Below are 15,272 nucleotides of genomic sequence, written 5' to 3'. Positions count from 1 at the left end.
CGATCACGCAGCCATTATTCGGGCCAGCACGGCCTGGTGAAGCCAGCGCGGCGTCGCCCACATGAACACGACATTCAGTTTGTTGGCAATACCGGGAACCACGCTGATACGCCCGCCATTCATGGCGCGAATACCTGCGCGCACCACGGGCGGCGTCTTCATCATCACGGCCTCCAGGGCTGGCGTGATGCGTTGCTTTGCCGTGCTGGCGAAGCCCGTGTCGGTCATGCCCGGGCACAGCGTGGTGACGGTCACGCCATCCGCCTTGAACTCCCTGTGCAAGGCTTCGCCGAAACGAAGCACGTAGGCCTTGGCCGCCGAGTAGACCGCGAAACTCTCGACACCCTGATAGGCCAGGATGCTGGCGACCTGCAGGATCTTGCCGCGCTTGCGCCGGCGCATGTCCTGGCCGAACAGGTGGGTCATGGCCGTGAGGCTGGCGATATCCAGCCCGATCATCGACAGGGCGGAGTCCAGCGGGCCGTCCAGGAACGGGCCCTGGAGCCCGTGCCCGGCGTTGTTGATCAGCACGTCGACCTCGATGCCGCGCTGATTCAAACGGCGATGCAGATCACGGACCGCCTCGATATCCGCGAGGTCGACCTGTTCCACCACGACCTCGATACCGTGCTGCTGGCGCAGCGACTCGGCCAGCGCTTGGAGGCGATCCAGGCGCCGCGCCACCAGTATCAGGCGGTGCCCGAGCTGTGCGTACTGCCTGGCGAATTCTTCACCGAAACCGCTCGACGCGCCGGTGATCAGTACCCATGGCTGCATGTCGTTGACCTCACTGAGCCTCGGGAGACAGATAACGTTCGGCCGCACGGGCCTGTCGAATACCGGAGAGCAGGGTCAGGCGTGCTGCTTCCAGACCACCCCAGCCCGCTTCGTCGTGCAGCGGCGGAATGGTCACCAGCTCGCGGCGGTCGAAGCCGACCAACGCCGCGTCCACCAGCTCGTCCACCTCCATCACCTCGGGCAGGGCGTTGACGTCCATGCCTGCGCGCTCCCAGATTTCGGTACGGGTCGCCGCCGGCAGCACGGCCTGCACGTAAACGCCTTTGGGGCCCAGTTCCAGGTTCAGCCCTTGCGACAGGAAAAGCACGAAGGCCTTGCTCGCGCCGTAAACCGACATGCCGAACTCCGGCGCCAGGCCAACCACCGAACCGATGTTGACGATGCTACCGGCACCTGCTGCGGCGAACCGGGGCGCGACGGCGCTGGCAAGGCGTGCCAGGGCAGTGGTATTGAGGGTGATCAGGCGGTCGATGCTGTCGGCCGTCTGCTCGATGAAGCTGCCGGATTGAGCCACACCCGCGTTGTTGATGAGCACGCCGATCCGTGCGTCATCGCGCAGGCGCGCCTCCACCTCCAGCAGATCGGCTGGCTGAGTCAGGTCAGCCTGGAGAACATCGACGGCGACGCCATGTTCTGCACGCAAGCGGGTCGCGAGGGCATCCAGGCGCGTCTGGTCACGCGCCACCAGGACCAGATCATGGCCGCGGCGTGCGAAGCGTTGTGCATAAGTGGCGCCGATGCCGGAGGAAGCGCCGGTGATGAGGACGGTAGTAAGGCTGGTCATGGAGGCTCTCGCTGATTGGGGGAGACGCGCGTCGTCTGCGCGTCGTGCAATTAAGATGTCGATCGTAATCTTAATTGTCAATATTTTTTGATTATGATCGACATCAATGTATGCTTGACGCATCGATAGGCGATTCACCAGGAGGCATGTGGATATGCGAGTCACCAAGGCCCAGGCCCAGGCGAACCGAGCGTTGATCGTCGAAACCGCTTCAACGCTGTTTCGTGATCGTGGTTATGACGGAGTGGGCGTGGCCGACCTGATGGCCGCCGCCGGCTTCACCCATGGCGGGTTCTACAAGCACTTCGGCTCCAAGGCCGACCTGATGGCGGAAGCGGCTGCGTGCGGGATTTCGAAAACCCTGGAGCGCAGCAGCGATGTGGACGCGGCCACCTTTTTCAAATTCTACGTTTCCCGACAACACCGAGATGCCCGTGGGCCTGGCTGCACCATGGCCGCCCTCGGCGGCGATGCGGCGCGTCAGCCTGACCAGATCAAGGCGATATTCGCTGACGGCATCGAGGGTTTGCTGGCAACGCTCCAGCAGCAGGACGGCTCTCGAAGCCAGGAGGCGCGAGCGCAAATGATCGGCCAGCTCGCACAGGCGGTCGGGGCAATCGTGTTGTCGCGCGCCTGCCCGGACGACTCTGCGCTGGCGGACGAGATCATCGACGCCTGTCGCGTGCAGATCCTCGCGGCCTTCCCCGAGAAGGCGGATTGACGTCGCCGGCCATTCGCGGTGTCCGGCCACCAAGAACACCTGTTGGTGCCGCACTCGCGGCCCGAAAAAGAGGGAGCCTGAAGATGACCATCCACTACCTGGACGACCTGCAACCGGGTCAACGCTTCGTTGGCACTACCCGGGTTCGCCTCGACGCGGAGGCCATCAAGACCTTCGCCGCCGAGTTCGACCCCCAGCCATTCCATCTCGACGAAGCCGCTGCCAGCACCTCGATCTTCGGCGCACTGGCCGCCAGCGGCTGGCACACCGCAGCGTTGACCATGCGCCTGCTGGTGGACTGCGAGCCGAAACTTGCGGGCGGCATCGTCGGTGCCGGATTCGATGAGCTGCGCTGGCCGTTGCCGGTCAGGCCCGGTGACGAGCTGCGCGTGGAGCTCGAGGTGCTGGAGGTGCGGCCATCCAGGTCGAAGCCTACTCAAGGGCTGGTGAAAATGCGCACCACCACGCTGAATCAGGATGGCCAGGTCGTGCAGGTTTCCGTGGGCAATCTGGTGGTGCCTCGTCGCCCTGAGCAATAGCGCTAATCGACCTCTAACAGTGGCTGCCTGACGGCGGTGGAGAACAGCATGAAATACACAACGTTCGGCAAAACGGGCTTGCAGGTTTCCCAGGTTGCGCTGGGCACGGGCAATTTTGGAACCGGCTGGGGTTATGGCGCCGACCCTGATACCAGTCAGGCCATTTTCAACGCCTATGCCGAAGCTGGTGGCAACTTCATCGACACAGCCGACGTGTATCAGTTCGGCCAGTCCGAAGCGCTGCTGGGTACGCTGTTGGAGGGGCGCCGCGAGGATTTCGTCCTCGCGACCAAGTTCGCCAACGGCGCGGCAGCCGATGCCAACCGCCTGGTCACCGGTAACAGCCGCAAGGCGATGGTCGCGTCGGTCGAGGCGAGCCTGAAGCGCCTCAAGACCGACCGTATCGATCTCTACTGGGTGCACCATCCTGACGCTGTGACGCCCATGGAAGAGGTGATTCGTGGCCTCGACGATCTGGCTCGTGCCGGCAAGATTCTCTATGCGGGCCTGTCGAACTTTCCGGCCTGGCGTCTCGCCCATGCGGCTACCCTGGCGGAGCTGACGCGTGCGCTTCCCATCGCGGCGGCGCAGTTCGAGCACAGCCTGGTGCATCGCGACCCCGAGGCCGATCTGTTCCCGGCATCCCATGCCCTGGGGCTGGGTATCGTCACCTGGTCGCCGCTGGGTGGTGGCATGCTCACCGGCAAATACCGACACGGCGAGAAGGGCCGGGCCGAAGGCTTCGGTGGGCGGGTATTCCAGGCCGAGAACTCGGCGCAGCGCACGCAGATTCTCGACGTGCTGATCTCGGTTGCCGATGAGCTGGGCATCAACCCGGGCCAGGTTGCGATTGCCTGGGCCGGCACTCACGGCGCGGCGCCGATCATCGGCCCACGTTCCCTCGCGCAGCTCACCGATAACCTTGGTTCTCTGGCGCTCGAGCTGTCGACCGAGCAGATCGCCCGCCTCGATGCGGTGAGCGATCCGGGCCAGGCCACAGCTGCGCGAGTCCCGGTTGCCTGGGCTTCGGGCAACCTTCCGAGAGTCGTTGCCTAAACGGGCGTTGGCGGTTGGTCGATGAAGTTCGGACGCTGCAGCGGAGCGGATGCTTACGAACGCGCCGGCCCGGCCTCGACCTGCTCGCGCAGCAGTTGCAGGTAGCGGCGTGCCCCCAGGCCCAGAGGTCGGCTCTTGTACCAGATGACATCGACCCACAGGCGTATCTGGCTGGCCATGTTGTCGAACTTGACCGCAGCCAGCACGCCGGAGGCGATCATCGGCTGAACCAGCGGCTGTGGCAGGTAGGCCCAGCCCATGCCAGCCTGCACCAGATCGAGGGTGGCCATGTAGCTGTCCGTCAGCCACACGCGATGGGACAGTACGATCTGCGGGTCCGAGGCATTGGGGTCGCCACTGGCCACCACGATCTGCCGCGTGTTCGCCATGTGCGCCTCGTCCAGCGGTTCGCCTTCACTGGTGAACGGGTAACCCGGCGCCGCGACTGCGGTAAGCAACTGGCTACCGGCCTCGGCAAAGGCTTCGCGTTCGTCGATGCCGGGGCGTTCGAACATCAACGCCACCTGCACGCTGCCCTCGTGGAGCATGCGCACCGCATCGGTCTGCGCGGCTGAGCGTATCTCTATTTCCAGCGTCGGAAACTCCCGAGCCAGAGTCGTCAGCGGGCGACTCCAGGCGCCGGTTTGCAGTTCCGGGGCCATCGCCAGGACCAACCTTCTTTCCAGGCCCTTGTGCAATTGCAACGCATGGGCATCGAGCAGGTTCAGCTGGCTGGCCACCTGCCTGGCCTGGGGTTCGAGGGCCCGAGCGGCAGGGGTGGGCAGCGCCTTGCGGGTCGAACGGTCGAAGAGGACCAGGTCGAGTTCCGCCTCCAGTTGCGACACCGCCATGTTCACTGCCGAGGGCACCCGGCCCAGGGCACGGGCTGCGGCGGAAAACGAGCCTTGATCGATAACGGCGAGAAATACCCGCAACGATTCGCTGGTGAACACCATGGTTGTCAGTTTCTCTGATAACAGTTGTCTTTTTGTATCAGATTTATGCGCTTAGCATCCAGCCCATCAAACCCGTGGGATGAGATCGGTATGTTCAGGGCAATGGCAGGTCAGGTGGCGTTGGTCAGCGGGGCCGGTAGCGAGCGTGGCATCGGTATGGCCATCGCGCGCAGGCTCGGTGCGGCTGGCGTGAAGCTGATCGTCACCGCCAGCAGCGCGCGCATCGCCGAGCGCGTGGCCGAGCTGCGCGCCGCCGGTTTCGAGGCCGAGGGCCGTGCGGTCGACCTCACCGAAGAAGCGCAGGTGCAGGATTTCGCGGCCTGGGCCGAGTCGCGCTGGGGGCGCATCGATATCCTGGTCAACAACGCCGGCATGGCCATGCAGGGTAGCCCCGAGCCCTTCGTCGAGGTGTCGAAGATGAGCCTCGCCGTATGGAACCTGTCGATCTCGCGCAACCTGACCACCGCCTTTCTGCTCACCCGAGCCGTGTTGCCAGGCATGCAGCAGCGCGGCTATGGCCGTGTGGTGCATGTCAGCTCGGTGACCGGCACGCGGGTCGGCAATCAGGGCGAAGCCGGCTACAGCGCGGCCAAGGCGGGCATGGTCGGGCTCAACCTGTCGCTGGCGCTGGAAGTGGCCGGGCAGGGCATCACCGTCAACTCGGTGGCGCCTGGCTGGATCGCCACCGGCGGCGCCCAGCCGGAAGAGGCGCGTGCCGCTGCCTACGTGCCAGTGGGCCGCGCTGGCCACCCCGAAGAAGTCGCCGCCGCGGTGGCCTTCCTGGCGTCCCCCGAGGCGAGCTACATCACCGGTGAGACGCTGGTGATCGATGGCGGCAACAGCCTGATCGAGAACAAGGCGCCCTGAGCGCCAACCCCTCTTTTTATCCCTTCGAGCGGCCTGCGGGCCGAGGAGCGAACCCGATGCAGCCCGTCGTTCTGATCACCGGTGCCCTGGGAGGTATCGGCCAGGCCATGTGCGAGCGTTTCAATGCAGGCGGCTGGACCGTGTTCGGCACCGACCTGGACGCTACCGCGCTTGCTGCCCGGCAGGCCGAAGGCAAGCTGGCCGGCGCCCACGCTGCCGATATTCGCCAGCCGAGCGCCTGCAAGGCGGTGGTCGCGGCGCTGCTCGCCAGCGCCGGCCGGCTGGACGCCTTGGTCAACTGCGCCGGGGTGTGGCGGGAAGGGCCGGTCGAGTCGTTCAGCGAAGACGATTTCGACATCGTGCTGGACGTCAACCTCAAGGCCACGTTCTTCATGTGCTCGGCCAGCATCCCGGCGCTGCGCGAGAGCCAGGGCGCCATCGTCAACATCTCCAGCGACGCCGGGCGACAGGGCAATCGCAACGCCGCTGCGTACTGCGCGAGCAAGGGCGCGGTGACCCTCATGACCAAGGCGCTGGCGCTGGACCTGGCGCCGTCCGGCGTGCGCTGCAACAGCGTGTCACCGGGCGATGTGCAGACCCCGATGCTGGCGTTCCAGGCCCAGCGTTACGGCAACGGCGACCAACCGGCGTACTACCGGGACCTGCTGGCCAAGTACCCGCAAGGCGAGGCGGCACGCTTCATCCAGCCCGGCGAAGTGGCCGACCTGGCGTATTTCCTTTGCCAGAGCGGCGCACGGTCCATCACCGGCGCCGACATGGCAATCGACTGTGGTGTGTCGGCCGGCAACTGAGCGTTGCGGCGACCTGATGGGTACAACAACAGGAGCGTTCTTCATGTTCAACAGTGGAATCAGCGAGTCGGCGGTGGAGACCTTCGCCAGCCGCGAGCGCGAGCGTTTTCTGCAGCGCAACCCGAAATCCGTCGAGCTGGCCAAGCGTGCTCGCAAGTCGCTGTTCGGCGGGGTGCCCATGCACTGGATGAGCGACTGGTCGATGCCCAGTTCGCTGTTCGTCAGCCGTGCCAAGGGGGCGCGCTTCTACGATGTCGACGGCCACGAGTACATCGACTTCTGCCTCGGCGACACCGGCAGCATGTTCGGCCACTCGCCCGATCCCATCGCCCAGGCCATCGCCGAGCAGGGCGCCAATGGCCTGACCACCATGCTGCCCGGTGAGGATGCGGTAATCGCTGGCGAACTGCTTGCCGAGCGCTTTGGCCTGCCGTTCTGGCAGGTGGCGACCACCGCCACCGACGCCAACCGCTTCGTGATCCGCTGGGCGCGGGCGATCACCGGGCGCAAGGTGTTGCTGGTGTTCGACGGCTGCTACCACGGCACCGTCGACGATGTGATGGTGCGCTGCAAGGAAGGCCGCACCGTGCACCGCGGCGGCCTGATCGGCCAGGCGCGCAACCTGGCCAAGACCAGCCGCGCCGTGCCGTTCAACGATGTGACCGCGCTGGAGGCGGCGCTGGCCCAAGGCGACGTGGCAGCGATTCTCTGTGAGCCGGCGATGACCAATATCGGCATGGTGCTGCCCGAGCCGGGCTTCATGGAAAAGGTTCGCGAACTGAGCAAACGCTACGGCAGCCTGCTGATCATCGACGAAACCCACACCATCTCCACCGGACCTGGCGGCTGCACCCGCGCCTGGAACCTCAAACCGGACTTCATCACCCTCGGCAAGCCCATTGCTGGCGGCGTGCCGTGTTCGGTGTACGGCTGCAGCCATGAGATGGCCCAGGCCATGCGCCTGGCCCAGCAACACGCCAGCGAAACCAGCCATGGCCATGGCCATAGCGGCATGGGCACCACCTTGTCGGCCAACGCCCTGGCCATGCACTGCATGCGCGTCAACCTGGAGCAGGTGATGACCCCGTCGGCCTACGAGCACATGCTGCCGCTGGCCGCGCGACTGGCCGCTGGGCTGCGCCAACTGATCGCCAAGCATGGGCTGAACTGGTCGGTCACCGAGCTGGGCGCGCGCTGCGAATTCCAGTTCTGCGCCACCTCGCCGAAAACCGGTGCCGAGGCCGAAGCGGCCTTTCATGACAGCCTGCAGATGGCCTTGCACCTGTACCTGATCAACCGTGGCATCCTCATCACGCCGTTCCACAACATGACCCTGTGCTGCCCGGATACCAGCGCCGCCGATGTCGACACGCTGCTCGCCACCCTCGATGAGGGGCTTACCGAGCTGCTGGCGATGCCAGGTGCGCGTGCCTGACCTGTACGGTCGATTGACTGGCATGATCCTCGTGCCACGCCGTGAAGGCGGGGCAGGGGACCAGGCCGGTGTTTCCTGCCATTTTTTTACGAGAGCTGACCATGCAATTCGCCGACATTCAGGAAGCCCGCGACTTTCTCGCCGCCCACCCCGAGGTGCGCAGCATCGAGCTGATGCTGATCGATGCCAATGGCGTGCCGCGTGGCAAGCTGCTGCACCGTGATGAGCTGCTGGCGATCTATGAAAATGGCCGGCCACTGCCCAGCTCGATCCTGGCCCTGACCATTCAGGGTGAAGATGTCGAAACCACTGGCCTGGTCTGGGAAGTGGCCGATGCCGACTGCTGGACCTACCCGCTACCCGGCAGCCTGACCCTGCAACCCTGGCGCAGTACGCCCACCGGGCAACTGCAGGTGAGCATGCACCCGACCCAGGGCCTGCCCGCCACCCCTGCCGACCCTCGGCATGCCCTGGTGCGGGTGATCGAACGCCTCAAGGCCGACGGCTTTCATCCGGTGATGGCCGTGGAGCTGGAGTTCTACCTGCTGGACAAGCAGCGCGCTGCCACGGGCCGTCCGCAACCGGCTCTGCAAATGAACGGCGTGCGCCCCCAGGCGCCGCAGGTCTATGGTGTCTACGAGCTGGAGCAGCTGCAGCCGTTCCTCGACGATCTGTATGCCGCCTGCGAAGTGCAGGGCCTGCCGGTGCGCACGGCGATTTCCGAGTACGCGCCGGGCCAGGTCGAGTTGACCCTGGAGCACCGCTTCGATGCGCTGCAGGCCATCGACGAAGGCATTCGCTACAAGCGCCTGGTCAAGGGCGTGGCCAACCAGCACGGGCTGCAGGCCTGCTTCATGGCCAAGCCGTTCGGTGATCTGGCCGGCAGCGGCATGCACCTGCACGTCAGCCTGGCCGATGAGCAGGGCAACAACCTCTATGCCAGCGAAGACCCCCAGGGCACACCGCTGCTGCGCCACTCCATTGGCGGCATGATGGCCACGCTGCTCGATTCCTTGGCGATCTTTTGCCCCAACGCCAACTCGTTCCGCCGCTTCCAGGCCAACAGCTATGCGCCGCTGGCCAAGAGCTGGGGCGTGAACAACCGTACCGTGTCGTTCCGTGTGCCAGGTGGCCCGGCCAACAGCCGTCACATCGAGCACCGCATCTGTGGCGCCGACGCCAACCCGTATCTGGCGGCAGCGGCGATTCTCGCCGGCATCCATCACGGCATTCGCGAGCAGATCGATCCGGGCGCAGCCATCGTCGGCAACGGCTACGAGCAGGCCAGCGAATTCTTGCCGACCGACTGGCTCACTGCACTGCGTGCCCTGGAACAGTCCAGCTGGGCCAAAGAAGCCCTGGGCGAGGCATTTCTCAAGGTGTTTCTGGCGATCAAGCAGACCGAATACCGTCAGTTCATGGCTGAGGTCGGTGAGCAGGATTGGCGCTGGTATCTGCATCACGCTTGAGCGGCCTAGGTTCGCAGCAGCTACGCGAGGCTCGGACAACATTGCGCTGCTCTAGCTGGATTGGGCCAAGCAAAACACCTGCTCTCACAGTATGATGGCGTATAGCTATGTCGTGCCTCGCGCCGGCATGAGGCTGCGCATCGTCGGGAGAGGGTATGGGCACGGATCCGCTGAGCAAACCGCAACTCAAGGAACTGGTACGGCGAGTCATCGTCGCCCAGGGCAATGCCTTCATCAAGGAGCTGCTGCGTGGCACCGGTGTCAGGATCGGCGCGACCAAGGAAGACTTCGCCGCCAACCTGGATGCGGCCATCGATGCCGATGAGCTGACCCAGGAAACCCTGGAGGCCTGGCTGGCGGAAGTCGAGGGCTGGGGCGATCAGCACCTTTATCTGATCCAGCCACCCCAGGTCGAGAGCGGCGCGCTGGCTGCCGGTATCGCGGCCAGCCCCCATGCCGCAGCGCTGCATGCCAGTGCCAGTCTGGACTTCCCCGAGGCCTTGGAGTTGAAGCACATCGACCTGAGCGAGGGCGGACTGTCGATGGTCTGGCACCAGTGCAAGGCGGGCTGGAATCGCTGGAAACCCAAGGATTTTGTCACCGAGGAAGGGTTGGAGCGTTATCGCTTCGACGCCTATCGGCAGCGGCTGGACCGCAGCGTGGTGCGCTACGAATGGCGCTTCGGCGATCCCTACTGCGCGATCCTCATCCACCGTAACCCCGAGATCGACCACAAGGCCGTGTTCACGGATGTGCGCATGACCCTGGCGGCGATCGGCTGCCCGGATACCGCTGCGCTGCCGATTCCCCTGGACCAGGCGGTGAAGGTGGCGGCGATGAAGGGCAAGGGCGTGCACTCCACTCGCTTCGAACTCGATGGCGGTTATGTGGAAATGGCCTCGACCCTGGCCGAAGGTGGGATCGAAGCCGTGGAGCCGGTGCGCGTGGTGCTGCAGGCCGTGGATACCGGCCAGTTCGACAGGGCCCAGGGCATGCTGCATTTCGCTGCCGAAGAACATGGCACCAGCCGCCGTATCGCCGTTCAGGTCCATGGCCGTGAGGCGCGGCTGCGGATCTGGGCGCAATGCAAGCGCGAGGACATCGTGCGCATCGTCGAGCTGCTCTGGGAGTACAACAACGCACCATGAGCCCCTCACTGCACAGCCGCTGGCAAGCGGAGATCGACCGGCGCCTGGAGCAGGGTGTCGAACTCGAGTTCACCCTCGCGCAGTTCGCCGGCGCGGTGGATGCCCCGGACAGCGATACAAGCCTGCTGGCGTTCCTGGATAGTCTGGTGGCATCAACGGCTGCCCGCACAATCGAGGCCTATCGCTGCCCGGTACGCGGCTGCGGCCGAGTCCTGCCACCTGGCGAACCGCCTGCGTCATGCCCTTATTGCCATACCGACTATCTGCTGGAAGGCTGCGAGGCCGTCGTCGAGCATTTCTATCGGCTGGTGGGCCAGACCAGTCGCGATATCCGCTGGGTGATCGTCATCCATGGCATGAACAGCCGCGCCAAATGGCAGGAAGAGTTCAGCTGGGAAATCGCCAATCGCCTCAGCTATTCCGCCCCCGTGCTCATCTACAAATACGGCTGGGCGACCATCGATGTGTTCACGCGCTGGCTGCACCGCCGACTCGCCAGGCGGCTGGGAGAGCGAATGAGGATCGCCATCCGGCAGGCGGAGAAAAGCCGGCTGCCCGCTCAGCCGGACATCATCGCCCACAGTTTTGGCACGCTGTTGCTGTCGCGCGTGCTGGAGGATGCGGATTTCGCCGACCTGAAATTCGGCCGCATCATCACCGCAGCGAGCATCGTGCGGCCTGATTTCGACTGGGATCGGCTCGTCGCCGAGGGCCGGGTGGAAGCGGTGCTCAACCATGTCGGCGGCCAGGATGGTGCGGTGCCCTACGCGCAATACGCCATTCCCGGGGCAGGGCCTGGCGGCGTGGCAGGTTACGACGCGCAGGCGGTTCTCAACGTGCGCACTGACACCTACCGCCACTCGGGCTTCTTCATCCCGGAAAATTTGCGCGTGCTGATATCGCGTGAGGGACTGTGGCACGGCTTTCTGACCCGCCCGCTAGCGCATTTCAGACCGCCTGGCCGCTTCGTACCCGAGTCACCATGGCGCCCGGCCCCGCTGCCGGCGCGCATCCCCACACGCCTGTTGGCCTATGTGGTGTTCTGCCTGCTGGCGCCGTTCTCCTGGCTGCGTCGGCGGCTCGATCCCTGATCGAGGCTCGAGAACATCGTTGCGCGATAGCGGCAACGACCGAACGCCAGAGGCCTTGCGATCCTCTGGCGTTCAACGGGGAGCAGGGGCTGCGGGTGCGCCCCGGTATCAGTTGCTCGGCCGCTGCTTGGTCGAGTCCAGCTCGGCCTTGCTGGCGGTGGTGATCTCGGTGATTTGCGCGGACTTGGCGATCGCGTAGTCGAAGGTGTCCTGCATCTTGGCGATGGCTTCGGTCGAGGTGCCCTTGAGCCCGCCACTGGCTGCCCAGTCGAGGTTCCAGACCCCGGAGAGATCGTCCGCGCCGGCCACGTCATGGGTCTCGATGGCGGTGAATACGTCAGGATGGCGCTGCATGTACTTGGCCGCCTCGACGACGTCACTGGGCACCTTGCCCGAGGTGTCGTTGGCCAGTTGCGAGACTTCCTGTTTGGTAATCGCACCCTTGCCGTTCTGGCGCATGTAGTCGGCCAGGGTTTTGCTGGACTTGGCGATGTCCAGCTTCGCATCGAATACCGATGTCGACGAACTCGGAGTATTCGGGTTACCGCCAGTCGGTGAAACGGTAGTAGACATCGGCCCTGCTCCCTCAGTGGATTGATGACGCGTGGCAGCGATACTGCCTTCACCACGGACGTTATCAGCAAGCAAATGGCCACTGCGTGTCGCCTTCACAGCAATTCGCAACTGCACGAAGATTTCACAGCGTTTCACAGGTTGCGCACGTGACGAGTGCCAGATCGACGGGCGCAGTTCCGTCCTTCGAGTGGCCCTGCGATCTCCCATTGCCCGCAACGGATGGACGCGCTAGATGCGCGGTGCGCTCTTCACGGTCGACAGCGCTCGTTCGATGGCCTCGTGTGGCGTCGTGGCGTGGGGCTGCTCGACGTAGTTGTACTTGCTGTTATCGAGAATCAGCATCTGCGCTTTCTTGGTCAGCTTGTCGACGTCATAACCCAGGTCGATACAGGCCCCCAAAACGGCCAACATGGCCTGCTCCAGCACCATCTCACTCTGCGTAGCCATATCTGCACCTCGATCAGGGCCCGTAGCCGGCCGGAAGAAAGGCTCGAAAGGATTCGAGCGCTACTGGTGAGGTATGACTGCGCACGAACCAGAAGGATTCAGCTCATATCGACGCGAAATGAAGTTTGCCGATGAAGCGTCATGCCGCTGGCTCGCCGCGGCTGCCAATGGCCCTTTCCGGTCGACCAGTAGCGCCGCTGCGGCAGTGCCGGTGGATGAGAATAGCGAGCGATCGCACAGTGCCGCGGGCCGCATGGTGCTAACATTCGCGCCGCCTTTCGCAGTGCCGCGCTCGTCGCGTAGGGGTTATTGCCAGGAAGGCTCTCCATCCACATCACGGACATGCATTGAGCAGACGATGAAAAAAATTGCAGGAATAGCGGTAGGCGTAGTGGTAGCCGTTGGCGTGCTCAGCACCGCCGGTGCCTGGTACACCGGCACTCAGTTGCCGGGTGTTTTGCAGAACGCCATTGCAGAAGCCAACCAGCAGAGCCAGGACGCGCTGCTCGGTTCGGGCGCCACCGCCAAGCTGGAGCTGGTGTCGCTGGAAACCCGCCTGTTCACCAGCACCGCTCGCTACCGCCTCACCTTCGACGCGCCGGACAAGGAAAACCTCCCCAGACACATGGAAGTGCTGCTGGTGGACAACATCGAGCACGGTCCGCTGCCTGCGTCGCGCCTCAAACGCCTCAATCTGTGGCCGGTCATGGCTGCCAGCAACTACGCACTGGAAGCCAACGAATACACCCAGAAGTGGTTCGATGCCGCCAAGGGCGCTGCGCCGCTCACCGGTCAGGGCAGCCTGGGCTACGACGGATCCACCAGCGGTACGCTGGTGCTCACCCCGCTGGACTTCGCGCCGACGCCGACCTCCACGGTCAAGTTCTCCGGGCTGACTCTGGACGGCGAAGCCAGCAAGCATGCGGTCGCATTCAAGGCCGTTGGCGCCATGGACAGCCTGCTCGTGACCGCGACCGACAGCGAGGGCGCACCCATTCAGGTCGAGCTGCGGGGCCTGACCCTGGACAGCGACCAGAAGCGCGGCAGCGGCGATTTCTACCTCGGTGACAGCGCCCTCAAACTGGCTACCGCGCAGATCAAGGTCGGCGACAAACCCCCGGTCCTGGTCAAGGACATCGCCCAGTTCGGCAGCCTGCAGGAAACCGGCAATGTGCTTGGTGGGCGCATGGGTTATGACATCGGCATGGTCAGCTACGACGGCAAGGACCTCGCCGGCATGCACATGCTCTGGTCGCTGCAGAATTTCGATGCCGCTGCGGTGCAATCCTTGCTCGAGCTGTATCGCGACAAGCTCAAGCCCATCCAGGAGGCTCAGGCCCTTGGTGAGGATGGGCCGGATCTGGCGTTGTCGCCCGAGGACGAAACGCGTCTGAAGGCCGATCTGGAAAAGCTGCTGGCCGCCAAGCCACAGATCGCCCTGGAAAAATTCAGCGTCAAGACCACCAACGGCGAAGCATCGCTGAGCATGGCGCTGGACTTGGCCAAGCCCGAGTCGTTCGAGCAGGCGCCAGACCAGATCGCCAAACAGATGATCGCCAAGCTGGATGCCAAGCTGTCCATCGCCAAGGCCATCATCGGTGATGGCGTCCGTGCCCAGGCACTGATCGAAGGTCAAACCGACGCCAAGGCCATCGAAGACCAGGCGGCCATGTTCACCGAAATGGGCAGCGGCATGGCCCTCGGTACCGGCCTGCTGACTCTGGAAGGCGACACCCTGCAATCGTCGCTGCACTATGCCAACGACAAGGTGACCTTCAACGGCCAGGACATGACCGTCGAAGAGTTCGCCATGTTCGTCATGTCCAAGGCCAATGGCCTGGGCGGTGGCGCTCTGGGTGGTGACGATCAGTCGCAATACGACGACGCCGAACAAGCCTACCCCGAAGGTGGCATCGGCGAGGAAGACTACGACGAAGACGCGCAGCAATAAGCGCGAGGCTCGCGAAGGGCATCAGGCTCGTGAGCAGCATGGAAAAGGCCAGTCATTCGACTGGCCTTTTTCGTGGGCGCTGGTGCGACGCCAGCAGACCTTTGGCGATTCAGCGGGCTGCTCGTGTCCAGAGCATGAGATGTCTGGTCGTGCGCGTATTTGGCCATGCTGCTATTTCCGCCAGCCGGTGCCGTGATCCCCTGAACCTCTCCTGACGTGCACCTCTCGGATGTCATGAGGCCAAATCGTTGGCTTCATCAGAGGTACGCATCATGAACGTCAATGTTACCGACAATGCATGTGACTCGACTCGCGCCACCTATCAGGACGTCCTCAGCGGGGCGGGTTCGTTGCGTGCTCAGCGGCCCATGGAGGAAGACGATGAGCCATTGGAGCAGGACCCGGGTTGGAACACCGACGCCCAGCCGGATGAGTTGCCGCAAGAGCAGCCCGAAGAGCTGCCTCAGGATCCGGGTAGCAGGCAGAGCGAGATCTGACTGATTCTCCTGCGACTACAACGCCCCGCGAACGCCCGGCCAGCAGCCGGGCGTTCGCGTTTGAAATCGACCGCTCGGCTGCTGGCCGTGGCTTAAGCGCGTCAGCGCACGGACCGTACCCCGCG

16 protein-coding genes are annotated in these 15,272 nt (G+C 64.3%); 11 read left to right on the top strand and 5 right to left on the bottom strand.

Annotation, left to right across the window (positions count from 1 at the left end):
* Positions 1-3: 3 nt before the first annotated feature.
* Both FHR27_RS14330 and FHR27_RS14325 read right to left on the bottom strand, forming a co-directional pair.
* Positions 4-777, bottom strand: coding sequence for an SDR family NAD(P)-dependent oxidoreductase (locus FHR27_RS14330; protein WP_179538888.1), 774 nt, complete (start codon positions 775-777; stop codon positions 4-6).
* A 10-nt stretch (positions 778-787) separates the two neighbouring features.
* Positions 788-1,582, bottom strand: a complete 795-nt coding sequence (locus FHR27_RS14325; RefSeq protein WP_179538887.1) for an SDR family NAD(P)-dependent oxidoreductase — start codon at positions 1,580-1,582, stop codon at positions 788-790.
* A gap of 154 nt (positions 1,583-1,736) precedes the next feature.
* On the opposite strand from FHR27_RS14325, the gene FHR27_RS14320 reads away from it, so the two are divergent.
* The 3 genes from FHR27_RS14320 (at position 1,737) to FHR27_RS14310 (ending at position 3,898) form a co-directional block, all read left to right on the top strand.
* Positions 1,737-2,303, top strand: coding sequence for a TetR/AcrR family transcriptional regulator (locus FHR27_RS14320; protein ID WP_042551776.1), 567 nt, complete (start codon positions 1,737-1,739; stop codon positions 2,301-2,303).
* An 83-nt stretch (positions 2,304-2,386) separates the two neighbouring features.
* Positions 2,387-2,842, top strand: coding sequence for a MaoC family dehydratase (locus FHR27_RS14315; RefSeq protein WP_042551775.1), 456 nt, complete (start codon positions 2,387-2,389; stop codon positions 2,840-2,842).
* 48 nt (positions 2,843-2,890) lie between these two features.
* Entirely contained in the window at positions 2,891-3,898 is a 1,008-nt protein-coding gene (locus FHR27_RS14310; protein WP_042551774.1) for an aldo/keto reductase, read from the top strand.
* A gap of 53 nt (positions 3,899-3,951) precedes the next feature.
* Here the strand turns inward: FHR27_RS14310 and FHR27_RS14305 are convergent, their stop codons facing one another.
* Complete coding sequence (locus FHR27_RS14305) at positions 3,952-4,854, bottom strand: LysR family transcriptional regulator (RefSeq protein WP_042551773.1); 903 nt, start codon at positions 4,852-4,854, stop codon at positions 3,952-3,954.
* A gap of 90 nt (positions 4,855-4,944) precedes the next feature.
* Here FHR27_RS14305 and FHR27_RS14300 point away from each other — a divergent pair, with 90 nt between their 5' ends.
* From FHR27_RS14300 to FHR27_RS14275, 6 genes are all read left to right on the top strand, one after another.
* The gene (locus FHR27_RS14300) at positions 4,945-5,721 is read left to right on the top strand and encodes an SDR family NAD(P)-dependent oxidoreductase (protein WP_179538886.1); all 777 of its coding nucleotides are present in this window, start codon (positions 4,945-4,947) and stop codon (positions 5,719-5,721) included.
* A 56-nt stretch (positions 5,722-5,777) separates the two neighbouring features.
* Positions 5,778-6,533, top strand: coding sequence for an SDR family NAD(P)-dependent oxidoreductase (locus tag FHR27_RS14295; protein ID WP_179538885.1), 756 nt, complete (start codon positions 5,778-5,780; stop codon positions 6,531-6,533).
* Between the two features lie 43 nt (positions 6,534-6,576).
* On the top strand, positions 6,577-7,968 hold the full coding sequence (locus FHR27_RS14290; RefSeq protein ID WP_179538884.1) for an aspartate aminotransferase family protein: 1,392 nt from the start codon (positions 6,577-6,579) through the stop codon (positions 7,966-7,968).
* A 101-nt stretch (positions 7,969-8,069) separates the two neighbouring features.
* On the top strand, positions 8,070-9,437 hold the full coding sequence (locus tag FHR27_RS14285; RefSeq protein WP_179538883.1) for a glutamine synthetase family protein: 1,368 nt from the start codon (positions 8,070-8,072) through the stop codon (positions 9,435-9,437).
* 155 nt (positions 9,438-9,592) lie between these two features.
* Entirely contained in the window at positions 9,593-10,585 is a 993-nt protein-coding gene (locus FHR27_RS14280; protein ID WP_179538882.1) for a hypothetical protein, read from the top strand.
* Positions 10,582-11,676 (top strand): hypothetical protein, encoded by a 1,095-nt coding sequence (locus FHR27_RS14275; RefSeq protein ID WP_179538881.1) that lies wholly within the window; start codon positions 10,582-10,584, stop codon positions 11,674-11,676. Before FHR27_RS14280 ends, FHR27_RS14275 begins: the two co-directional genes overlap by 4 nt.
* Positions 11,677-11,784: 108 nt before the next feature.
* Here the strand turns inward: FHR27_RS14275 and FHR27_RS14270 are convergent, their stop codons facing one another.
* Together FHR27_RS14270 and FHR27_RS14265 are read right to left on the bottom strand one after the other, a co-directional pair.
* On the bottom strand, positions 11,785-12,249 hold the full coding sequence (locus tag FHR27_RS14270) for a hypothetical protein (protein WP_042551766.1): 465 nt from the start codon (positions 12,247-12,249) through the stop codon (positions 11,785-11,787).
* A gap of 231 nt (positions 12,250-12,480) precedes the next feature.
* A complete protein-coding gene (locus FHR27_RS14265) occupies positions 12,481-12,699 on the bottom strand; it encodes a hypothetical protein (RefSeq protein ID WP_042551765.1) in 219 nt (72 codons plus the stop codon).
* A 358-nt stretch (positions 12,700-13,057) separates the two neighbouring features.
* Between FHR27_RS14265 and FHR27_RS14260 the strand changes: the two genes are divergently transcribed.
* The gene (locus tag FHR27_RS14260) at positions 13,058-14,650 is read left to right on the top strand and encodes a YdgA family protein (protein ID WP_179538880.1); all 1,593 of its coding nucleotides are present in this window, start codon (positions 13,058-13,060) and stop codon (positions 14,648-14,650) included.
* Positions 14,651-14,922: 272 nt separating this feature from the next.
* Positions 14,923-15,147 (top strand): hypothetical protein, encoded by a 225-nt coding sequence (locus FHR27_RS14255; RefSeq protein ID WP_052493728.1) that lies wholly within the window; start codon positions 14,923-14,925, stop codon positions 15,145-15,147.
* The last annotated feature ends 125 nt before the right edge of the window (positions 15,148-15,272 follow it).

This window comes from Pseudomonas flavescens (assembly GCF_013408425.1).
GTDB classification, from domain to species: domain Bacteria; phylum Pseudomonadota; class Gammaproteobacteria; order Pseudomonadales; family Pseudomonadaceae; genus Aquipseudomonas; species Aquipseudomonas fulva_A.
This window is presented reverse-complemented; position numbering and strand designations above follow the sequence as displayed.